The organism is Halopseudomonas sp. MFKK-1 (assembly GCF_027474385.1).
Taxonomy (GTDB): Bacteria; Pseudomonadota; Gammaproteobacteria; order Pseudomonadales; family Pseudomonadaceae; genus Halopseudomonas; species Halopseudomonas aestusnigri.
Map to the genome: position 1 here is coordinate 134,658 of NZ_CP114836.1, position 21,515 is coordinate 156,172.

Sequence of the window (21,515 nt, forward strand, 5' to 3'; positions counted from 1 at the left end):
GCGACATGTCGCGTCCGCACCGGTCAGCGAATACGCCTGTTCAGACGACCGAATTGCCGCCGTCGACAGCCAGTGCCTGACCGGTCACGTGACGGGACATTTCAGTCGCAAAGAACACCGCAGCGCCCTTGATGTCCTCATCACCACCGATGCGACCCAGTGGCGTGCCTTCCTTGATCATCTCGCTGACCTTGTCCAGGCCTTTTGCCAGCTTGGTCGGGAAGTAGCCCGGGCAGATCGCGTTGACGTTGATGTTGTAACGACCCCACTCGCCAGCCAGTGCGCGAGTCAGGTTGATCGCAGCGGCCTTGGAGGTGTTGTAGGCCGAGGTGAATACGCCGGAGTTGGCACGATTGCCCTTGAAGCCGGCGATGGAGGCAATGTTGATGATCTTGCCGGACTTGCGCGGGATCATGAAACGGCGCGCCACTTCCTGAGCCACCAGGAAGCAGACGTCCACGTTCAGAGTCATGACTTTCTGCCAGCCTTCGTAGCTGTGTTCTTCTGCCGGCTGCCCCCAGGTAGTGCCCGCATTGTTGACAAGCACGTCAACGGTGCCGAAGGCCGCTTCACAGGCGTCTACCAGGGTCTTGACCGGGTTGCTGTCCAGTTTGCCCAGATCACAGGCGATACCGGCGGCTTCGACGCCCTGGCTTTTCAGTTCAGCGACGACGGCTTCAATCTCGGCAGCATTACGCGCACTGATGAACACCTTGGCACCCAGTTCGCCGAACGCTTCTGCCATCTGCAGACCCAGACCTTTGGTACCACCGGTGATCAGGGCGACCTTGCCGCTCAGATCGAACATTTGCTTGACGCTCATGTGAACTCCTCGTTGTGAATACGTAAAAGACCGCGCCATGATAATCACTGCCCCGTCCCGGACCGACCATCAGTGATGCGGGTGATATGCCGCTACACTCCGGTGTTATCATGCGCGCCCCACCGACCAGCGAGCCCCTACCATGGCAGAACACGATTTTCGCCGCACGGCACTGAATCCGTCACACACCCTGATTGAATGTCGCACCCTGAGCGCCGGGCTATTTCAGGTCACCGGTCAGGGCGGCGGCGTGCAGCCCGGCGACCAGCTGATCTGCACGATCAAGGGTAGTCGCGATCTGCCCATGCGCCTGGTGGTCGACAAGATTCGCTATCTGATCAACCCGCCGGGCCAGTGGACTGCTTCGGCCCGCGGACCAGACCTGCGCGGCCAAAGTGTACTGGGCTGGTCGATTACCTGTGATGAGTGCGGCCGCGAGCAACCGTTCGAGTTTCTTGTTGCCGACCGGGACGATCTGAACGCCCGCACCGCCAAGGCGGTCACGCGTATCAGTGAGCTGGGCTGGCAGCCGCGCGGCGACAACCACCTGTGCCCCAAGTGCGCCAGAGAGGCGCGCTAGAACAGCTTGAGCTGTTCTCCCAGCTGAGCGTGACTGCTGTCCAGCCGCACGCCCACGCCGATCAGCCGCACCGCACAATTGCCACGGGCAAACGCCTGAGCGCAGAGCTCGGCGTAGCCGGCCGGGGTAATCGGTGCCCCGGCCTGCTCCAATATGGTCTGGGTGAAGTCGTGAAACTTGAGTTTGATGAACGGCTTGCTGACCCGGTAACTGCCCTCCAGCCGGCCGATGCGCTCGGCCAGCTTGTCCAGCAGCGGCGGCAACGCCGCCAGGCAGGCGTCCAGATCAGGCAGATCGTGCTCGTAGGTATTCTCGACGCTGACCGACTGACGGCGGCTTTCAACCACTACCGGGCGCTCGTCGATACCCCGCGCCAGCTCCCATAGCCGTTCACCGAAACTGCCGAACTCGCGAGCCAGATCCTGCTTGCGCCACGGCAGCAGTTCACTGCACACATCAACGCCAAGGCGCTGCAGCCGCTCGGCGGTCTTGCGGCCGACGCCATGCAGACGTGACACCGGCAGGTCGCGCAGAAAGTCCTCGACCTGATCCGGCAGAATCACTTTCAGTCCGTCCGGCTTGTTCCAGTCACTGGCGATCTTGGCGAGAAACTTGTTCGGCGCGACCCCGGCAGAAACCGTGATGCCCTGGGTATCGCGCACCCGCTGGCGAATCTCCCTGGCTATCAGCGTTGCGCTACCGCGGCAGGCTGGGCTGTCGGTCACATCCAGATAGGCCTCGTCCAACGACAGCGGCTGAATCAACGGCGTGTAATCGGCAAAGATGGCCTGAATGGCCTGCGATACCTCGCGGTAGACCGACATGCGGCCCGGCACGATCAGTAGCTCCGGACAGAGCTTCTTGGCATAGGCAGACGCCATAGCCGAGCGCACACCGTAGGCCCGCGCCTCGTAGTTGCAGGTAGCAATCACACCGCGCTTGCCCGGATCGCCGCCCACAGCCAGCGGACGGCCGCGCAGGCGCGGGTCGTCGCGCATCTCAATGGCGGCGTAGAAGCAGTCGCAGTCAACGTGAATGATTTTGCGCACGGACAACCCGAACCGGCGAGCGGAAAGTAAGGCGGTCAGTGTAACCGATCAGGCAGTCATTACCCGATTGCGGCCTGCGCCCTTGCCTTCATACAGGGCGCGGTCCGCGCGCTTGAGGATATCCTCCAGCTCGGCATCCCCTTCCTGCACCTCGGTCACCCCGAAAGTCGCACTGACCCGCAGCAACTGACCATTTACCGGCACCGGCGTAGCGGCCAGGTCCTCGCGCAGGCGATTGAGTACCGCCACCGCCTGCTCCAGGCCGGTATCAGGCAGCACCAGCACAAACTCCTCCCCACCAAAGCGCCCCACCACATCAGAGTGACGCAGCGAGCAACTGAGCTGTTGCGCCACATGGCGCAATACCGCATCGCCCACATCGTGGCCATGCTCGTCGTTGATGCGCTTGAAATGGTCCAGATCCATGATGCACAGACTCATCTGCTGGTGCAGTCGGTTACAGCGTTCCCGCTCACGCTGAAACAGCATCTCGTACTGCCGCCGATTGAACAGCCCGGTCAGCGGGTCGGTGGTGGCCTGGCGCTTAAGCTCGGCCTCCAGCGCTTCGCGCCGCTTGATCTCATCCTGCAGGTCTCGATTGCTGCTTACCACTTGCATCAGCAGCGCATACTGACGTCGCTGGGACAGCTGCCAGCGCAGCGCGGTGAAAAACCCAACAGCGGTAGGCAGGGCCAGAATGAACCCAAGGCCCACCACATTTTCGATCCCCATACCCCGCACAGCCACGCAAATCATCATGCCGATGCTCATAAAGGCGGCAGTCAGCAGTGAGAGATAAACCCGATTGGGGACAAACATGAACAACGCCAGCAGCGAGATGGCAGTTACGCCGATCACCCAGCTGACCATATCGTGACGCAGAAAGTAGAGCATGAAGAACAAGACACTGCCGAAAATCTCGACGGCAGTGACAGCATAGCCATCGCTGACCAGTGACGGCTTGCGTCGCACCTGCCAGTAGAGCAGCAAGAGCACCGCGGCCGTTGCCAGGCGCCAGCCGAACAGCAACTGAAAATCGTAGCCGTGCCCTAGAACCGGATAATCCAGCGGCCCAAAAGACACGACCAGAGCGGCCCACACAAGCAATGCACGCCGCAGGGAGCGGGACGCGTCTGCTTCACTGTGCTTGCGAAAAGCCTGTTCGGTCGCCGCGTCAACAAATTCGCCGCGCCAGTTGCTCAAGCGGTAATTGGTCGTAACAGTATGCACCCGTGAGATCCTTCTTATTATTCTGCCCGCCGCAAAAGCACGACCAGTTCATCTCAACCAGTGATGTCATTATGACGCCATTTTTCTAACTGTCACGTTCCTTGATAGCTAAACCCTATCCCTGGGCATCATGACACCCGCAAATCCCGAAGTGGCTGCAGAGTAAACGGATCAATAACTCCCAACCCAACCAGCATTCCAACCAGCGCCGGCAGGCTGTCGGCCTGCATGCGCTTCATCACCCGCGAACGGTACAGGTCAACCGTTTTGACGCTCACACCCAGTTGCTCGGCAATCTCGCGGTTACTGAAACCCTGCACCAACGGTAGCACTATATCCCGCTCCCGCGGGGTCAGGCGCGCCAATCGGTGCTGCACTTCCTGAGCACAGGACGCGGGGTGGACTGGCCCCTGGTTTAGCGCCCGCTGAACACTGTCCAGCAGCAACTGCTCGTTGTAGGGCTTCTCGATAAAGTCGACAGCACCACCGCGGAAGGCGCGCACCACAATCGGCACATCGGCATGGGCGCTGACAAAGATCACCGGCAGACCTATCCCACGCTCGCGCATGGCGTCCTGAACGGCCAGCCCACCCATCCCGGGCATACGCACATCAAGCAGGACACAGGCCGCTGCGGCGGGATCGCAGGCATCAAGAAACGTCTGACCATTGGTAAATGGCAGCGCCTTGAGCCCCATCGATTCAAACAGCCAGACGGTGGAGTCCAGCATGCCCTGATCGTCGTCTACGACATAAACCAGTTGTTGTTGTGTGTGTTCCGGCATTGCAGCCCCTAAGTGGAAACGGCCGGCAGCAGGCATCGCAGGCACAGGCCACCGGTATCGGCGGGCAGCGCGTCGAGGCTGCCGCCAAAGCCCTCTACAATACCCTGACTCATCGACAGCCCCAAGCCCAGACCATCAACCTTGCTGGTATAGAACGGAACAAACAGCTGCTCACGGGCCTCAGCACTGACACCAGCGCCCTGATCAATCACCTCGATACACACCTGCCCGTCCCGCTCCTCAATATTCAGCTGCACCTGTGAGCCGTGCTGCGGATGTTGCTCGCGGTTGGCATCGATCGCATTGCGCAACAGGTTCAGCAACACCTGCTGCAGGAGGATCGGGTCGACCCTCAGCAGGGGCAGACCAGGCGCGGCTTTCTCAACGATCTGCACCTGGTGCTGCGACGCCTTCCAGGCGCAAAGCCCCACCGCTTCATGCGCCAGCACCGCAGCGTCCACCTGCTGCAATCGCCGTGAGCCCTTGCGCAGAAAACCGCGCAAGCGGCGAATCACCGCCGCCGCATGCTCGGCCTGCTCACTGATGCGCGCCAGCCCATGCTCAACGCGTTCAGCTTCTGGCTCGTCACTGCCAAGCTGACTCAGATAGCGCTGACTGGCTCCGGCATAGTTGAGGATGGCGGCGAGCGGCTGGTTCAGTTCATGGGCGATGCCGGAGGCCAGCTCACCCAGCGTTGCCAGTCGCGCTGCATGGGCCAGTTCATCCTGCAGCCGGCGGTTGTGCTCCTCGCTCTGCAGGCGCTCGGTGATGTCGCGAGACACGCTGATGACTTCCACAACTTCACCGGTGTAGGTCTCGCGAATCGCGCGGCTGGCTGTTTCAAACCAGCGGTATTCCCCACTGGCATGACGAATACGGTAGCTGTAGGTCAGGTAACCATCCTGCTCGAGCGCACTGCGAAAACGCGTTATCAGCGCTTCGCGCTCCTGCGGATGAAACAGGCTGTCGAGGCGCTCGCCCCGCAACTGCTCAGGCCAAACGCCGAGCATGTTCCAGGACGCTGGGGATGCATCGATAAACCGGCCATCAGGGCGGTGGCGCGAGATCAGATCAGTGGTGTTCTCGATGATCAGGTGATACAGCCGCCGGGCAACCGTCGCCTCCTGCTGATGCTGCAGCCAGCGTGTCGCATCACGCCCGCGCACCCAAACCTGTGCGGTCTGCGCCAGCGGGATATAGCTCCAGAGCAGATGGCGATTACCGCAGCGGGTATGCACATCCTCGATCGCCCGCTGCTGCCGGGCAGCTGCCATCACCAGCTCGGCATGATTGTGCGGCAGCCAGGCAGACAGCTCCGCGTTATCGGCCTGCAGCTGCAGCAGGGCGGTATTGCGAAACATCGGCTCGCCCACCGCGTTGACCAGCATCATGGGCAGCGGGTCAGACTGCAGCAGCTCGTGCAATGTGGGAAGCAGATCAGTCATGCATCACCATATAGTATATTCACCATAATACCTTGGTGGATGTTCCATAATTCCGTAAAAGGCTATATAAAACGCCCTGATGAGAATACGCCGGCTACGCCCAGGCCGGCCAGATGAATATTCCGAGGTGCCCTGCTCTGCCCAAGGCACCATCGATAACTACAAGAAGGTTTTCGTCATGACGATCTATCAGGAAGGTCTGGCTCCCGCTGCCGTCAACCATATGGCTCTCTCACCGCTGTCGTTCATTGAACGCACCGCTGCGGTCTACCCGAACTACCCGGCCGTCATCCACGGCAGTCTGCGCCGTAACTGGCAGGAAACCTATCAGCGTTGCCGCCGTCTGGCGTCTGCCCTGTACGGTCGGGGTATTCGCCAGGGCGATACCGTTGCCGCCATGTTGCCGAATATTCCGGCCATGCTGGAAGCCCACTTTGGTGTACCCATGATCGGCGCGGTGCTCAACACCCTCAACGTACGTCTGGACGCCGAAGCCATCGCCTTCATGCTTGAGCATGGCGAAGCCCGTGTACTGATTACCGACCGCGAGTTCCACACGGTCATTCGTCAGGCTCTGGAACTGATCAAACGGCCGATTCTGGTGATCGACGTGGATGACCCGGAGTACGGCGAAGGTGAAGCCCTGAGCGATCTCGATTACGAAGCCTTCCTCGCCGAGGGCGATCCCGAGTTCGAATGGCACTGGCCCGAGGACGAATGGCAGGCCATTACCCTGAACTACACCTCCGGCACCACCGGCAACCCGAAAGGTGTTGTGTACCATCACCGCGGCGCCTACCTGAACGCCCTGGGCAACCAGGTAACCTGGTGCATCGGCATGCACCCTGTCTATCTGTGGACCCTGCCGATGTTCCACTGCAACGGCTGGTGCTACCCCTGGACTATCACCGCAATGGCCGGCGTGCATGTATTCCTGCGTCGGGTCGATCCGCAAAAGATTCTGCATCTGATCCACGAGCATCAGGTCACCCACCTGTGCGGTGCACCGATTGTCCTAAACGCCCTGGCCAGCATGCCGGATTCGGCCAAGGCGGCCATCAGCCATCCGGTCAAGGCCATGGTTGCCGGTGCAGCGCCGCCAGCCAAGGTCATCGGTGCGGTCGAGAACATGGGTATCCAGATCACCCACACCTACGGCCTGACAGAAGTCTACGGCCCTGTCACTGTCTGCGCCTGGCACAGCGAGTGGGATGAGCTGACGCTGGAAGAACGGGCAGAACTCAAGTCCCACCAGGGCGTGCGCTACACCACACTCGAAGGCGTCATGGTTGCCAACCCGGATACCCTCAAGCCGGTACCGAAGGATGGCAAGACCATCGGTGAAATCTTCATGCGCGGCAACACCGTGATGAAGGGCTACCTGAAAAACCCGGAAGCGACTGCCGAGGCCTTTGCCGGCGGCTGGTTCCACACCGGTGATCTGGCCGTCTGCCACCCCAACGGTTACGTGCAGATCAAGGATCGTTTGAAGGACATTATCATCTCCGGTGGCGAGAACATCTCCACCATCGAAGTTGAAGACACCCTCTACAAGCACCCTGCCGTCATGGAAGCAGCCGTGGTTGCCCGGCCGGACGAGAAGTGGGGCGAAACGCCCTGCGCCTTCATCACCCGACGCCGCGATCACGATGTCAGCCACGAGGACATCATCGCCTTCTGCCGCCAGCACCTGGCCGGCTTCAAGGTGCCCAAGACGGTGATCTTCACCGAGTTGCCGAAAACCTCGACCGGCAAGATCCAGAAGTTCGTGCTGCGTGACTGGGCCAAGGCGCTCTGATCAACAGCACAACCCGGGGTTAAGCGCCTGCCCCCCAGGCCTCCGCGCTCCGTGCGCGTAGGCCTGGGCGGATAACAGGCAAGCCCCGCGAGCAACAAAGCCGTTTCACAAAAACAACAAGCAGCCCGGTTCTACCCGGCTGGCGGAGCTACTCATGCAAATCTTCAAGCGCGCCGATGGCGCTGAACAACCTTTCTGGGCCTGCGGCCCGTTCAAGATTCGACTGCCGTTTGTGCACTACCGGTGGGAAACAGCCGAGATGCTGCAGGCGTTGATCATGTTTGTGGTCAGCCTCGGCATGATTCCCCTGCTGGAAAAATACCTCGGTCTGCCCTACGACGTGGCTCTGGCCTACGTCGTGGTCTGCGGTGTCGGTTTCATGCTGCCGGCCCTGCTTGGTGTGCCCATGGTGCCGGGCTGGATTACCCCGGCCATTCCGGTCGTACTGCTGTTTCTCGGTGACTTCGAGCCGGGCCCACAGGCCATTCAGGCGTTGTTTGCCTTGCAACTGCTGGTCTGCCTGATCTTCTTCGTCCTCGGCATTACCCGTCTGGGCAGCGCCATGGTGCGCATCGTGCCCAACTCGATGAAGGGCGGCATCATCATCGGCGCCGGTATCGCTGCGCTGATGGGTGAGATTTCCGCTGGCGGGCGCCTGGCCAACACCCCGATCTCGCTGACCCTGGGCACCCTGATCTGCCTGTATCTGATGTTTTCTGCATCGTTCAAGGGCCTGACCGACCGCCTGCCGCTGATGCGCAAGATCGTCAACTACGGCATGGTGCCGGGCATGCTGATCGCCATCGTAGTCGGCATCGGCGTTGGCGAATACAAGATGCCCGACGTGCGCTGGGGCATCACCGCACCGGCCTTCGGCGAAATGTGGAACTACCTGCCGTTCACCGTCGGCATCCCCGACGCCAAGGTCTTCATGCTCGCGGTACCAACTGCCGTGATTGCCTACATCATCGCCTTTGGCGACATCATCGTCGGCCAATCGCTGATGCAGCGTGCCGATGAGCTGCGTCCCGACGAAGTGATCGAGAACAACGTCGACCGCGTGCATCTGGTCACCGCCATCCGCAACGCGCTGCACGCCTTCTTTGCCCCCTACCCCGGTCTGGCAGGCCCGATCTGGACCGCCGTCGCCGCCACCATGGCCGAACGCTACAAGTACGGCCGCAAGGCAATGGATTCGATCTACAGCGGCGCAGGCACCTTCTGGATCACCGGCTTTATCGCCCTGTTCATGCTGCCACTGGTGAGCTTCTTCCAGCCAGTGCTGCCGATTGCGCTGTCGCTGACGCTGGTGCTGACCGGTTACATCTGCCTGATGGTCGGTTTCGAACAGCTGAGCAACAACGCCGAGCGCGGCGTCGCCGGCACCATGGGTGTGGTGCTGGCCGTCTACGGCGCAGGCTGGGGCCTGGCCACCGGCGCGGTGCTGTATCTGCTGATTGAGCGCACCCACCTCTTGAGCTTCCGCAGCGCCCATCCTGAGCAGAAAACCGACGCCGAAAACGCTGACTGACCAATAAAAACAAGAGACATCAAACAATGAAAAAGACCCAAACCTTTATGCTGACCGCCCTTGCCGCCCTGATGGCGGCTCCGGCCAGCGCTGCCTTTGTTGATGACGCCCAGAGCCGCATCGAGCTGCGCAATTTCTACTTCAACCGCGACTTTCGCCAGAGCGATGCAGCCCAGAGCAAGGCCGATGAATGGGCCCAGGGCGTGCGCGCCTATTGGCAGTCCGGTTACACCGAAGGTCGTCTGGGCTTCGGTCTGGACGCCATCGGCCTGCTGGGCATCAAGCTGGACTCCAGCCCGGATCGCACCGGCACCGGTATTCTCAAGCGCGATACCAGTGAAAACCGCGCGATGGACGAATACAGCGAGCTGGGGCTGACCGCCAAACTCAGGCTGGATGAACACGTTCTGCGCCTCGGCACTCTGATTCCGACCCTGCCGGTCGCCATGCATAACGACAGCCGCCTGCTGCCGCAGAGCTTTCGCGGCGGCTGGCTGCAGGCTCAGGGCAGCGACAGTCTGCAACTGGAGCTGGGCCGCTTCGACGCGATCAACCTGCGTGATTCCTCCGATTACCAGGACATGCGCCCGGTGCAGGGCGGAGCACGCAACGTAATAGTTTCCGGCAAACAGGACAGCGATGCCTTTGACTTTGCCGGCGCCACCTGGGCTATCAGCGACGCGAGCAAGCTCAGCTACCACTACGGCGAGCTGCAGTCGATCTACCGTCAGCACTATCTGGTGTTCAACCACAGCCAGCCGCTCGGCAACGGCACACTGGCGCTGAACCTGCGTCATGCCGACAGCAGCGACGCCGGCCGCAGCAACATCGACAACCGCATGAGCAGCGCCACCCTGTCGTGGCAGGCCGGCATGCACAAGTTCACCGGCAGCTATCAGCAGATGGAGGGCGAAACCGGTTTTGCCTATCTGAACGGGACCGATCCCTTCCTGACCCACCTGGTACAGATCAACGACTTTGCCAACCGCGATGAGCGCAGCTGGCAAGTGCGCCACGACTACAGCTTTGCCGATCTCGGCCTGCCCGGCCTCAAGCTGATGAATCGCTATACCCACGGTAGCAATATCGAGCTGGCGAATAGTCGCGGCCGCGAGTGGGAACGCAACAGCGATCTGATGTATACCGTGCAGAACGGTCCGCTGCAGAACCTCTCGCTGCACTGGCGCAACGCGACCTATCGCAGCACCTTCGGCAGCGACATTGACGAAAACCGCGTGATCATCGGCTACACCTTCAGCCTTTGATCCTTTTCAAAATAGGCGGCCACTGCGCCGCCTTTTTGCATAAACACCCAACACAGGATTGATCAGCCATGCGCACAATCACGACACTGGAAGGCAACAGTCAACGCCTGGATGGCGGCGCCATGTTCGGCAACGCGCCCAAGGCCCTCTGGTCCCGCTGGGTCGAAACCGATGACCAGAATCGGATCGCGTTGAGCTGCCGGGCCATGCTGGTGCAGGAAGAGGGCCGAAACATTCTGGTCGAAACCGGCATTGGCGCCTTTTTTGCGCCCAACCTGAAATCCCGCTACGGGGTGGTTGAAGACCGCCACGTACTGCTCGACAGCCTGGCCGAGATTGGCCTGACCGACGCCGATATCGACGTGGTGGTACTCACCCACCTGCACTTCGACCATGCCGGCGGCCTGCTCAGTGCCTGGCAGGAAGGTCAGCCAGCGCAGTTGCTGTTCCCCAACGCGACCTTCGTCACCGGCCAGCGCCACTGGCAACGGGCACGTCGCCCGCACCCGCGCGATCAGGCCTCATTCATTCCCGAGTTGCTGAGCCTGCTGGAAAACAGCGGCCGTCTGGAGCTGGTTGAAGACGGCAAGAAATCGAAAGCCCTTGGCCCGGACTGGCGCCTGCGCTTCAGTGACGGCCACACTCCCGGTCTGATGATCCCGATCATCGACATGCCCGACGGTCCGGTCGTATTTCCGGGCGACCTGATCCCCGGCGCCCCCTGGGTGCACCTGCCGATCACCATGGGCTACGACCGCTTTCCGGAAACCCTGATCGAGGAAAAGGAAGCGCTACTCGACAGTCTGATCGCGGTCAACGGCAGGCTGGTTTTCACCCATGATCCGGACGTCGCCATGGCCTATGTCAGCCGCGATGCCGACAACGGACGCTATACCGTCAGCAACCCGCAGCCGCGGGTGAAGGGTCTTGCAAACTGATTCGACGAAAATAAAAAATTCTTTTTCGTTCAATCGCTTGACAGCCATTCTTAAAACAGTAGAATGGCGACCTCTGACGCGGGGTGGAGCAGTCTGGTAGCTCGTCGGGCTCATAACCCGAAGGTCGTAGGTTCAAATCCTGCCCCCGCAACCAGGTTCAAAACCGCTGATTGGTTAACGCCGATCAGCGGTTTTTTTATTGCCTGATATTCATGCTTTCAGGCTATGCCTCTCGCGCATTTTTCTCCCCCGACCACTCCCCTATACTGCGACACGCCCTAACGCCGCACGCGCACGCCTGCCTGCCGTGCGACCCGCTTCTGTCGTCCCGAGGACGGCCTGATGGAGATGTTCATGTCGGAGACAGCCACACAACTGGTATTGATCGAACGCCGCGGCCATATCGGCCAGCTCACCCTCAATCGCCCGGCCGGGCTCAATGCGCTCAACCTGGAGATGGTTCGTGTGCTGCACCGCCAGCTGGAGCACTGGGAAAGCGACGCACAGATTGAGGCTGTTGTGCTGCGCGGCACCGGCGAGCGGGCTTTCTGCGCTGGTGGCGACATCCGTTATATGTACGACAACTATCTGGCCGGCCGCCACCACGAGCCGGAAACCTTCTTCACTGAGGAATATGACCTTGATGCCTACATTCATGCCTACCCCAAGCCGATCCTGGCGTTGATGGATGGCTTTGTACTGGGCGGCGGTATGGGACTGGCGCAGGGGGCGAGCATCCGCCTGCTGACCGAACGCTCGCGGCTCGGCATGCCGGAAACCGCGATCGGCTACTTCCCCGATGTAGGCGGCAGTTATTTCCTGTCGCGCCTGCCGGGGCAGATCGGTCTGTATCTGGGTATCACCGGCAATCACGTTGGCAGCAGTGACGCCCTCTTTGCCGGCCTTGGCGATCTGTGCATCGATAGCGCCAGGCTGGGCGAGCTGGAAGCCCTGATCGACAGCTTCAACCCGGCGGACGGCAGCCTGCGTGATCAGGTCGCCGCACTGGCGAACGCCGAGCTGCCCGCGTCCGAACTGAAGGCGCTGCAACCGGCCATCGATCTGCACTTTGCGCAACCCGACATCGCTGCGATCCGCGCGTCACTGGCCAGCGAGCAGCGCCCCGAGTACCGCGACTGGGCCCAGCGCACTCTCGAGATCATCGACAACCGCTCGCCGCTGGCAATGGCCGTCACCCAGGCCATGCTGCTGCGCGGTCGCACGCTGGCGCTGGCCGACTGCTTTGCCATGGAACTGCACATCGGTCGCCAGTGGTTCGAGAAAGGCAACATCATGGAAGGCGTGCGCGCGCTGATCGTCGACAAGGACAAACAGCCACGCTGGCAGCCGGCGCATATCGACCAGCTTGATGCGGCAATGGTCGAGGCCTTCTTCGACGGTTTTCAGCGGTAATCCCGGCTGCGCACATCGAGCTTGTGCAATAGCCCGGTCTGGTCGTGCAGCTGCCGGGCGATCACATGGCGCACCCCGTCGCGCGCCTCGAACTGCCCGCGCACTTCCAGCAGTCTTGAGCCACGCAGCACCGAGCGCTGGCGCTCGGCCAGATCGCTCCAGACGATCACATTGATCATGCCGAACTCGTCTTCCAGGGTGACAAAGGTCACCCCGGTGGCGGTCTGCGGGCGCTGGCGACCGATAACCAGACCGGCCACCCGCACCGGCTGATCCGGCGCCAGGGCCAGCAGCTCACGCGAGCTGCGGCAACCCAGCTCACGCAGCTGTTCGCGCAGCAGCCCCAGCGGATGCGGCCCCATGCTGGTGCCGAGACTGGCGTAATCGGCCTCCATATTCTCAACCACCGAAGGCTGCGGAATCAGCGCAGGGCTTTCAACCTGATCGTGCTGCGCCTGCAGCAACGGCAGCTGCGGCTCGACTCCCGCCACCGCCCAGCGCGCACGAAAACGATTGCCCGCCAGCCCGCGCAGCGCGCCAGCATCGGCCAGTTGCGCGCGGCCACGGCTGCTTATACCACCGCGCTGGACCAGATCCGCCACATCGACAAAAGCCCGTTGCGCGCGCGCCTGCAGCAATCGCTCAGCATCGTCACGGTTCAGACCTTTCACCTGCCGCAGCCCAAGGCGAATGGCCGGTTGCGCGCCCTCCCGCTCGACCGCTTCCAGTGAACAGTCCCAATCGCTGCAGCGCACATCCACCGGCCGGATCTCGATCCGGTGACGGCGTGCGTCCTGCAGCAACTGGTCAGGACTGTAAAACCCCATCGGCCAGCTGTTGATCAAGGCGCAGGCAAAGGCCGCCGGCTCGTGGCATTTCAGCCAACTGCTGGCATAGCTCAACAACGCAAAACTGGCGGCATGGGATTCGGGAAAGCCGTAGCTGCCAAACCCCTTGATCTGCTCAAAAATACGCTCGGCAAAGGCTTGACTGTAACCGCGCGCCAGCATGCCTGCGGTCAATCGCTGGCGGTGATGCTCCAGCCCACCATGACGCTTCCAAGCGGCCATCGAGCGACGCAGTTCATCCGCCTCGCCCGGCGTGTAGCCGGCGGCCACAATTGCCAGCGCCATTACCTGCTCCTGAAACAGCGGCACGCCGAGTGTACGTTCGAATACCTGGCGCAATTCCGGTGAGGGATAGTCGACGGCTTCCTCGCCGTTACGGCGGCGCAGAAACGGATGCACCATGTCGCCCTGAATCGGTCCGGGCCGCACAATCGACACCTGAATCACCAGATCATAGAAACAGCGCGGGCGCAGCCGCGGCAGCATCGCCATCTGCGCCCGTGACTCGATCTGAAACACGCCGACGGTATCGGCGCGGCTGATCATCTCGTAGGTCGGCGCGTCATCGGCTGGGATGCTCGCCAGCGTCAGATCGCGGCCACGGTGGCGCCGCAACAGATCAAAGGTGCGACGCAGCGCACTGAGCATCCCCAGCGCCAGTACATCCACCTTGAGCATGCCGACCGCGTCCAGGTCATCCTTGTCCCACTGGATTACCGTGCGCTCGGCCATGCTGGCATTCTCGACCGGCACCAGAGTATCGAGCGGCGCGTCCGATATGACAAAACCGCCCGGATGCTGCGACAGGTGCCGCGGGAAGCCGATCAGCTCGCCCGCCAGCGTCAGCACCCGGTGCAGCCAGGGATTGTTCACATCAAACCCGGCCTCGGCCAGCCGCTCGGCGCTGGGCAATTGCTTGCTCCAGCGGCTGCAGCAACGCCCAAGTTGATCGACCTGCTCCTGCGCCAGACCCATTGCCCGCGCTACATCACGTACCGCGCCCGCCGACAGATAACGGGTAACCACAGCGGTCAGTGCCGCCCGCTCACGACCGTAACGGCGGAAGATGTATTGAATGACCTCTTCGCGCCGCTCGTGCTCAAAATCCACATCGATATCCGGCGGCTCATCGCGCTCGCGGGAGATAAAGCGCTCGAACAGCAGATTGCTGCGATCCGGGTCGATCTCGGTAATCCCCAGCGCAAAACACACCGCCGAATTGGCGGCCGAGCCGCGGCCCTGACAGAGAATCTGCTGCTCGCGGGCGAAGGCAACGATGTCCTGCACGGTAAGAAAGTAGCTGTCGTAGGCCTTCTCCGCGATCAGCTCCAATTCATACTCCAGCTGCGAACGTACCTTGTCGCTGACCCCGTTTGGCCAACGCCAGGCCGCACCGCGCCAAGTCAGTTCACGCAACCAGCTGGACGGGGTATGCCCATCAGGCACCAGCTCACGCGGATACTGGTAGCGCAGCTCACCCATGTCGAACTGACAGCGTGCGGCAATACGGCGGCTTTCGGCCAGCAGCGCCGGCGGGTAGATCGCGGCCAGCGCCGATAAACTGCGCAAGTGGCGCTCGCCATTGGCAAACAGCCGACTGCCCGCCTCCATCACCGTACAGTGGTGGCGCAGCGCGGTCAGGGTATCCTGCAGCGCCCGCCGCCCGCGCACATGCATGTGTACGTCACCGCTGGCGACACAGGGCAGACCAAGCCGCGCGGCCAGCCCCTGCAATTGATCCAGCTTGCGCGCATCATCCGGCCCGCGGTGCAGTTCGACTGCCAGCCACAGACGCCCCGGCAGCAGCGGCTGCAGCTGCCGGCCGTGCTCCTCATCCTGGCCGTGGCGCGGCAGCCACAGGCCCAGCAAGCCGTCCAGCGCGTCAGTCAGGTCCTCAAGCCGCAAACAGTACTGACCCTTTCCGGCACGACGGCGGGCAAGGGTCAGCAGCCGGCACAGGCTCTGGTAGCCGGTCAGGTTCTCGACCAGCAACACCAGCTTGGGGCCATCCTCAAGCTGAACCTCGCTACCGACGATCAACTTCATACCGGACTCCTGCGCTGCCTGCCAGGCACGCACTATGCCGGCCAGGCTGGCCTCGTCCGTAATCGCCAGGGCGTCGTAGCCATGCTGCCTGGCGCGGGCAAACAGCTCCTGCGCGCTTGACGCCCCGCGCTGAAAACTGAAGTTGGAGAGACAATGCAGCTCGGCATAACCCACATTCATGCGAACCATCCGTGCACCCACAATGGTCCGGGGCGTCCGGCGGCATGAAAGGCCCAGGCCCGGCGTCCGTCGCGGGTTTCGATCAGGTAGTAGTCACGCCGCACGTCCTCGCCATCCCACCAGCCGGATTCGATCCGCTCCGGCCCGGCCAGCACCCGCGGAAACAGGTCATTGAGCAACTCCGGCTCGGCCAGCAGCCAGCCCGGCCGCGGCCCGGGCGGTCGCGCAGCGGCGTCGCCCCGCTCCTGCGCCAGCCAGCTGCGCTCGGGCCGGTGCTCATCCACCGCGGCCAGCGGCTGAACGACCCTGTCGCCCAGGCGTGAGCGCAGCCGTTCACAGACCTGCAGCCAGCTCTGCGACTGCTGCGGCCGACTGCTGAACAGCTCTGCTGCGGCCGGTACAAAGCGCGGCAGATCTTCGGCGAGCAGGGTCAACGCCTGTACCGGCGCGGCCAGCTCCAACCGCTCCAGCCGCCCCCGCGCCAGTTCAAACAGCCGCTCGCCATCACGCTCTGCGCCCAACAAACCGACCGACACCTCACTGGCCGGCTGGCGGCGGTGCTCCAGCAGCAGCACAAAGCGCTGCACGCCACAGTCCCGCCCGGCCAGAAAGGTCGCCAGATCACTGATCAGGCGCCGCAGCGGGAACAGCAGCGAGGTGCTCGACTCAACGTCAAAGTTGAATTCGATGCGCTGACGAAACCGATCCGGCGGCTGGTAGCAACTGAGCGCCAGCGGGTGATGCCCCTGAAGCTGATCCAGATAGCTCAGCAGTCCGGGAGGAAAACGCCTGGCTAGCCCGTCACGAGGCAATTCCAGCACCTGCTGCAGGCGACGCAAGCCCATGCGCTGCAGGCTCTCAACCAGCTCGCCCGGCAGGCCGCTGCGCGCCACCGGCAGACGCTGAAGCTCGGCTTGCAGCGCCTGCTCGTCTACCGCCAGTCCGTCTGCCACGTTGGTCAGCACCCGGGCCGCCAACGGGTTGGGCGCCAGCACCAGCCGATGCTGAAAGCCCAGCGCCTGCAGCTCGGCGCGCAGACGCTGCTCAAGTTCAGGCCAGGGACCGAACAGACGCAAACTGGAGGCCACCTCCAGCAACAGGGTGCGGGGGAAATCCAGACTCACATGACCACTGAAGCCGTACGCCCAACTGGCCAGAAACTGCTGCCAATGCTCGGTCTGTGCCGGGTCGTGCTCAACCGTATCAAAGCGCTCCAGCAACATGCGCGCGTGGGTCAGGCTTTGTCCTGATCGCAGCCCTTGGGCACGGGCCGACTCGTTAACTGCCTGCAATACCCGTCGCTGCGGCGGCCCGCTGAGCAGAACCAATGGCGCGTTGGCGTCCTCCCGACTGCGCAACACCGCATCCAGAGCCAGCTGGGGAAAGAGAATGCAAAGCCAGCGCATGATGACCTCAGAATGCTACCGGGACTGGCCGTGCCGGAGGCACGCCACCGCGGCACTTGAGAACCCGCCACTGCCGAGGCTGGTTATCCAGCAGCAGACGCAGCGCTGCCGGTGAGGGGTTATCGGCAGCACGACGATGGCGCAACACAAAGGCCAGCGTCTGGCCGCTGTCAGCCGCCACCTGCAGCCGTCGCAGCGCCCGGTCATCGGCCTGCTCCGGCCAGCACAGCACCGCACCACAACTCCCCGAGCGCAGGCACTGCTCCGCCGCCCAGAGCCGCTCGGCACCACTGACCTGCAGCAGCGATACCTGCGCCAGCACTACACCCGCAGCCTGCCAGGCCGGGGCAAAGGGAATTGCCGGCGCACCGACCAGCACCACCCGTTCACCGGCCTGGGTCAGCCGCGCCAGCAGTGGCCACAGCAGCTGCAACTCGCCACTGCCGGGAGCGCCCAGCAAAATCTCGTTCAGCGCGGCCAGTTGCCAGCCACCACCGGGCAATAGCGCATCCAGTTGCGCGTGCCCGGTTGGCTGCCCGGCAAGCGGCTCACCCTGCTGTCGTCCGCGCCAGACACGGCGCGTTTCCAGCAACCGATCAAGTGCGACCACTGCGCCCATGGAAACCTCAGAAATATACTGTATATGCGTACAGCATATTTATTCGCATGGCGGTGGTCAATTGCAAACACGCAGGCACGACAAACGGCGCTTGAGGCAGCGCAGAAAAGTCAGGGAAGACATTCAGAACAGACACCCTGACAATGGCGTGGAAAGCCACCGTCAGGGCACAAGAGAAGCAGAGCGCAGGGCGCCCTGATGAACCCGCTCCGGGTGGAGCAAGGCAAGCAGCACAAACAGCCTCTGAGGCAGAACCCGGCTGCTGCGCTAACCCGGGCTAATCAGCCGTCGTCACGCTCGCGAATCTTTTCAACAATGGCTGTGGTCGAACAGCTTTCAACAAAGTTGAGCACCTTTACCTCACCGCCGTAGGCCTGCACGATCGGCGCACCAACGACCTGATCAACGCTGTAATCTCCACCCTTGACCAGCACATCCGGCTTGACCTGCTCAAGCAGCCGCTCAGGGGTGTCTTCGCTGAAACTGATGACCCAATCGACCGCCCCAAGCCCCGCCAACACAGTCATGCGGCGCTCGACACTGTTGATCGGCCGGCCCGGCCCCTTGAGGCGTGTCACCGAGGCATCATCATTGATCGCCACAATCAGCCGGTCGCCCAGCGCGCGCGCCTCTTCCAGATAGCCAACGTGACCGGCGTGGATAATGTCGAAGCAGCCATTGGTAAAGACCACCTTCTCGCCGTGGGCACGGGCATCATCCAATGCCTGCAGCAATTGCTCGACACCCAGCACTCCGCGACCGCTGCCCTGCGCCTGCTGCACGGCACGACGCAGCTCCGGCGCACTGATCGCCGCCGTGCCAAGCTTGCCGACCACAATACCTGCCGCCAGGTTGGCCAGTGCGACGGCCAGGGGCAGATCCTCGCCCGCCGCCAGCGCCGCCGCCAGGGTAGAGATCACGGTATCGCCCGCGCCGGTCACATCAAACACTTCACGCGCCCGCGCGGGCAGGTGCAATGCACCCTCACCCTTGCGCAGCAGCGTCATGCCCTGTTCGCTGCGGGTGACCAGCAACGCGCCCAGGTCCAGCTCCTCAATCAGCGCCAGGCCCTTGTCGACCAGCTCCTGCTCACTCGCGCAGTGACCGACCACCGCTTCAAACTCGGACAGATTCGGGGTAATCAGGCTGGCGCCACGGTAAATGGAGAAATCACTGCCCTTGGGGTCAGCTAGCACCGGAATACCGCGCTCGCGGGCTGCAGCAATCAGCGCCTGATGATTGACCAGCGCGCCCTTGCCGTAGTCCGACAGGATCATCACCTTGACCTTGTCCAGCAGACCGCGAACCGAGGCCAGCAACGCATCGGCGTCGGTGTCAAAGCGCTCTTCAAAATCAAGCCGAATCAGTTGCTGGTGGCGGCTCATGACCCGCAGCTTGGTGATGGTCGGCAGCGCCTCGTGCTGCTGAAAATCACAGTAGACGCCGGCAGCATTCAGCCGTTGCTGAAGGCTGTGTGCCGCCTCATCCTTTCCGGTAACGCCCACCAGCCAGGCCGGAGCGCCGAGCGCTGCAATATTCAGCGCGACGTTACCCGCCCCACCAGGGCGATCCTCGATCTGATCGACCTTGACCACCGGCACCGGTGCTTCTGGCGAAATACGATTGGTCGGCCCATGCCAGTAACGATCCAGCATCACGTCCCCCACCACCAGAACCGGCGCGGAATCGAATCGGGGCATGCTCAGTTTCATTGTCTCGGTTACCTGTTTCAGCACCACGCACCCATGCGCATGGTGATATTAATGTTGTACGTCGCTCTCTTCCTCGAACTGCATGCTGTGCAGTCGGGCGTAATAGCCATTGAGCGCCAGCAGCTCCGCGTGCGTGCCTCGCTCAACGATCTGGCCCTGATCCATCACCATGATCACGTCAGCCTTTTCGATGGTGGACAGGCGATGGGCAATAACCAGCGTAGTACGCCCCTGCATCACCCGATCCAGCGCAGCCTGGATATGACGCTCCGACTCGGTGTCCAGCGCTGAGGTCGCCTCATCGAGAATCAGCAAAGGCGCGTCCTTGAGCAGCGCGCGGGCAATCGCCAGACGCTGACGCTGGCCACCCGACAACAGCACCCCGTTCTCACCTACCAGAGTATCGAAACCTTGCGGCATCAGCTCGATAAACTCCTTGGCATAGGCCGCCTCAGCCGCAGCAATTACATCCTCACGCGGCGCACCCGCCAGATCACCATAGGCAATGTTGTTGGCAACCGTATCGTTAAAGAGGGTCACATTCTGGCTGACCAGCGCGACCTGACGGCGCAGACTGCGCAGCGTCAACGCCTGGATCGGCACGCCATCAAGCAGAATGTCACCTTCGCTATGGTGATAGAACCGCGGAATCAGATTCGCCAGAGTCGACTTGCCGCTGCCCGAGCGGCCAACCAGCGCGACCATCTGGCCGGGTTCGACACTGAAGCTGATATCCTTGAGCACCTGCTTGTCGGTATCGGGGTAACTGAATGACAGGTTACGCACCTCAATGCGGCCCTGCGCACGGCCAATATCCTGATGCCCCGTATCCACTTCCGGCTCTTCGTCCAACTGTTCGAACACGCTCTCGGCAGCGGCAATCCCTTTCTGGATATTGGCGCTGACCTCCGATAGCTGGCGGATCGGCTTTGGCAGCAGGCCAGCTGCCGTGATGTAGGCCACCAGATCACCAGCCGTTGCATCACCACGCAGAAACAGCACGAGGAACATCACGATGGCCATCGCACTGTAAGTCACCAACTGCAGGGACGGCGTAAAGACCGCGCCAGTGCGCACCATCTTCAGCCCGCGCTGACGGTTCTCCGTACTGGCCCTGAGGAAGCGGTCAGACTCATAGCGCTCGCCACCGAAACTGCGCACCACCCGGAAACCGGAAATGGTCTCGGAGGTCACATGGGTTACATCACCCATCGCGGTCTGAATCTTTTTGCTCTGCTTGCGAAACTTCTTGCTCGCGCTGGTCACCATCAGGCCGATAACCGGCAGAATCGCAATCAGCACCAGCGTCAGCATCCAGTTCATCCACAGCAGATAGGCAAACAGAAACGCCACTGTCATGCCTTCGCGAAACACCACCTTGATTGCGTCAGTAGCCGCGCCCGTGACCATGGTGACATTGAAGGTAATTCGCGAAACCAGGTGCCCAGAATTGTGCTTGTCGAAATAACGGTTTGGCAGGGTCAGAAGATTGTTGAACAGCGCGGTACGCAGATCGTGCACCACGCCCAGCGATACCTTGGCAATAAAGTAATTACCCAGATACGAACCCACACCCTGGTAAAACGCGATGGCAATAATAAAGGCCGGAAAGCCCCAGATCAGCGGTACGCCAAGAAACATGGCGTTCTCGCCGCTCTGCAGCCCGTCAACAAAATACTTCAGCATCCAGGCCATCGCCGGCTGGGCTGACGCGAAGATCGCGAAGCCGATGATGCTCAGGGCAAAGGCCTTCCAGTAGGGTTTTACGTAGCCGAGCAGGCGCGCGTAGATACGCACACTGGAACGCATGAAGCTTTCAGAGGGAGAGTTGGCCATGTACATCCCGA

General features: G+C 62.0%; 16 protein-coding genes and 1 tRNA gene. 7 read left to right on the forward strand and 10 right to left on the reverse strand.

Features of this window, described 5'->3' with window-relative positions; all coding sequences use genetic code 11:
• Positions 1–40 precede the first annotated feature (40 nt).
• Positions 41–823, reverse strand: coding sequence for an SDR family oxidoreductase (locus O5O48_RS00685; RefSeq protein ID WP_088275669.1), 783 nt, complete (start codon positions 821–823; stop codon positions 41–43).
• 142 nt (positions 824–965) lie between these two features.
• On the opposite strand from O5O48_RS00685, the gene O5O48_RS00690 reads away from it, so the two are divergent.
• Entirely contained in the window at positions 966–1,403 is a 438-nt protein-coding gene (locus O5O48_RS00690) for a hypothetical protein (protein ID WP_269687843.1), read from the forward strand.
• Here O5O48_RS00690 and dinB read toward each other — a convergent pair.
• From dinB to O5O48_RS00710, 4 genes are all read right to left on the reverse strand, one after another.
• The gene (dinB, locus tag O5O48_RS00695; protein ID WP_269687844.1) at positions 1,400–2,458 is read right to left on the reverse strand and encodes a DNA polymerase IV; all 1,059 of its coding nucleotides are present in this window, start codon (positions 2,456–2,458) and stop codon (positions 1,400–1,402) included. The genes O5O48_RS00690 and dinB overlap by 4 nt on opposite strands.
• Before the next feature lie 42 nt (positions 2,459–2,500).
• Positions 2,501–3,682 carry a GGDEF domain-containing protein gene (locus tag O5O48_RS00700; RefSeq protein ID WP_269687845.1) on the reverse strand — a complete coding sequence of 394 codons (1,182 nt, stop codon included), beginning with the start codon at positions 3,680–3,682 and terminating at the stop codon, positions 2,501–2,503.
• 128 nt (positions 3,683–3,810) lie between these two features.
• A complete protein-coding gene (locus O5O48_RS00705; RefSeq protein WP_269687846.1) occupies positions 3,811–4,467 on the reverse strand; it encodes a response regulator transcription factor in 657 nt (218 codons plus the stop codon).
• A gap of 8 nt (positions 4,468–4,475) precedes the next feature.
• Entirely contained in the window at positions 4,476–5,912 is a 1,437-nt protein-coding gene (locus tag O5O48_RS00710) for a sensor histidine kinase (RefSeq protein WP_434006949.1), read from the reverse strand.
• A 178-nt stretch (positions 5,913–6,090) separates the two neighbouring features.
• Between O5O48_RS00710 and O5O48_RS00715 the strand changes: the two genes are divergently transcribed.
• The 6 genes from O5O48_RS00715 (at position 6,091) to O5O48_RS00740 (ending at position 12,857) form a co-directional block, all read left to right on the forward strand.
• The gene (locus tag O5O48_RS00715; protein WP_269687847.1) at positions 6,091–7,710 is read left to right on the forward strand and encodes an acyl-CoA synthetase; all 1,620 of its coding nucleotides are present in this window, start codon (positions 6,091–6,093) and stop codon (positions 7,708–7,710) included.
• Positions 7,711–7,864: 154 nt separating this feature from the next.
• The gene (locus tag O5O48_RS00720) at positions 7,865–9,241 is read left to right on the forward strand and encodes a solute carrier family 23 protein (RefSeq protein ID WP_269687848.1); all 1,377 of its coding nucleotides are present in this window, start codon (positions 7,865–7,867) and stop codon (positions 9,239–9,241) included.
• A 26-nt stretch (positions 9,242–9,267) separates the two neighbouring features.
• Entirely contained in the window at positions 9,268–10,506 is a 1,239-nt protein-coding gene (locus O5O48_RS00725; protein WP_269687849.1) for an OprD family porin, read from the forward strand.
• Between the two features lie 68 nt (positions 10,507–10,574).
• On the forward strand, positions 10,575–11,444 hold the full coding sequence (locus tag O5O48_RS00730) for an MBL fold metallo-hydrolase (protein WP_228245881.1): 870 nt from the start codon (positions 10,575–10,577) through the stop codon (positions 11,442–11,444).
• Between the two features lie 77 nt (positions 11,445–11,521).
• A tRNA-Met gene (locus O5O48_RS00735) sits at positions 11,522–11,598 on the forward strand.
• Positions 11,599–11,798: 200 nt separating this feature from the next.
• A complete protein-coding gene (locus O5O48_RS00740) occupies positions 11,799–12,857 on the forward strand; it encodes an enoyl-CoA hydratase/isomerase family protein (RefSeq protein WP_269687850.1) in 1,059 nt (352 codons plus the stop codon).
• Here O5O48_RS00740 and O5O48_RS00745 read toward each other — a convergent pair.
• The 5 genes from O5O48_RS00745 to msbA form a co-directional block, all read right to left on the reverse strand.
• Positions 12,848–15,952 carry an error-prone DNA polymerase gene (locus O5O48_RS00745; protein WP_269687851.1) on the reverse strand — a complete coding sequence of 1,035 codons (3,105 nt, stop codon included), beginning with the start codon at positions 15,950–15,952 and terminating at the stop codon, positions 12,848–12,850. The two genes, O5O48_RS00740 and O5O48_RS00745, sit on opposite strands and share 10 nt — an antisense overlap.
• Positions 15,928–17,337: a Y-family DNA polymerase gene (locus tag O5O48_RS00750; protein ID WP_269687852.1), complete on the reverse strand. Its 1,410-nt coding sequence runs from the start codon at positions 17,335–17,337 to the stop codon at positions 15,928–15,930. The genes O5O48_RS00745 and O5O48_RS00750 overlap by 25 nt, the downstream gene beginning before the upstream one ends.
• Positions 17,338–17,344: 7 nt before the next feature.
• Positions 17,345–17,956 (reverse strand): translesion DNA synthesis-associated protein ImuA, encoded by a 612-nt coding sequence (gene imuA / locus O5O48_RS00755; protein ID WP_269687853.1) that lies wholly within the window; start codon positions 17,954–17,956, stop codon positions 17,345–17,347.
• A 281-nt stretch (positions 17,957–18,237) separates the two neighbouring features.
• A complete protein-coding gene (gene hldE, locus O5O48_RS00760; RefSeq protein WP_269687854.1) occupies positions 18,238–19,668 on the reverse strand; it encodes a bifunctional D-glycero-beta-D-manno-heptose-7-phosphate kinase/D-glycero-beta-D-manno-heptose 1-phosphate adenylyltransferase HldE in 1,431 nt (476 codons plus the stop codon).
• 48 nt (positions 19,669–19,716) lie between these two features.
• Positions 19,717–21,504 carry a lipid A export permease/ATP-binding protein MsbA gene (msbA, locus tag O5O48_RS00765; protein WP_269687855.1) on the reverse strand — a complete coding sequence of 596 codons (1,788 nt, stop codon included), beginning with the start codon at positions 21,502–21,504 and terminating at the stop codon, positions 19,717–19,719.
• Positions 21,505–21,515 lie beyond the last annotated feature (11 nt).

Bases quoted from the DNA above. Each gene is read 5' to 3' on its own strand.
- O5O48_RS00720 (WP_269687848.1), top strand. From the start codon at position 7,865: ATGCAAATCTTCAAGCGCGCCGATGGCGCTGAACAACCTTTCTGGGCC.
- O5O48_RS00740 (WP_269687850.1), top strand. From the start codon at position 11,799: ATGTCGGAGACAGCCACACAACTGGTATTGATCGAACGCCGCGGCCAT.
- O5O48_RS00725 (WP_269687849.1), top strand. From the start codon at position 9,268: ATGAAAAAGACCCAAACCTTTATGCTGACCGCCCTTGCCGCCCTGATG.
- O5O48_RS00705 (WP_269687846.1), bottom strand. From the start codon at position 4,467: ATGCCGGAACACACACAACAACAACTGGTTTATGTCGTAGACGACGAT.
- O5O48_RS00685 (WP_088275669.1), bottom strand. From the start codon at position 823: ATGAGCGTCAAGCAAATGTTCGATCTGAGCGGCAAGGTCGCCCTGATC.
- imuA (WP_269687853.1), bottom strand. From the start codon at position 17,956: ATGGGCGCAGTGGTCGCACTTGATCGGTTGCTGGAAACGCGCCGTGTC.
- msbA (WP_269687855.1), bottom strand. From the start codon at position 21,504: ATGGCCAACTCTCCCTCTGAAAGCTTCATGCGTTCCAGTGTGCGTATC.
- O5O48_RS00690 (WP_269687843.1), top strand. From the start codon at position 966: ATGGCAGAACACGATTTTCGCCGCACGGCACTGAATCCGTCACACACC.
- hldE (WP_269687854.1), bottom strand. From the start codon at position 19,668: ATGAAACTGAGCATGCCCCGATTCGATTCCGCGCCGGTTCTGGTGGTG.
- O5O48_RS00715 (WP_269687847.1), top strand. From the start codon at position 6,091: ATGACGATCTATCAGGAAGGTCTGGCTCCCGCTGCCGTCAACCATATG.
- O5O48_RS00710 (WP_434006949.1), bottom strand. From the start codon at position 5,912: ATGACTGATCTGCTTCCCACATTGCACGAGCTGCTGCAGTCTGACCCG.
- O5O48_RS00750 (WP_269687852.1), bottom strand. From the start codon at position 17,337: ATGCGCTGGCTTTGCATTCTCTTTCCCCAGCTGGCTCTGGATGCGGTG.
- O5O48_RS00730 (WP_228245881.1), top strand. From the start codon at position 10,575: ATGCGCACAATCACGACACTGGAAGGCAACAGTCAACGCCTGGATGGC.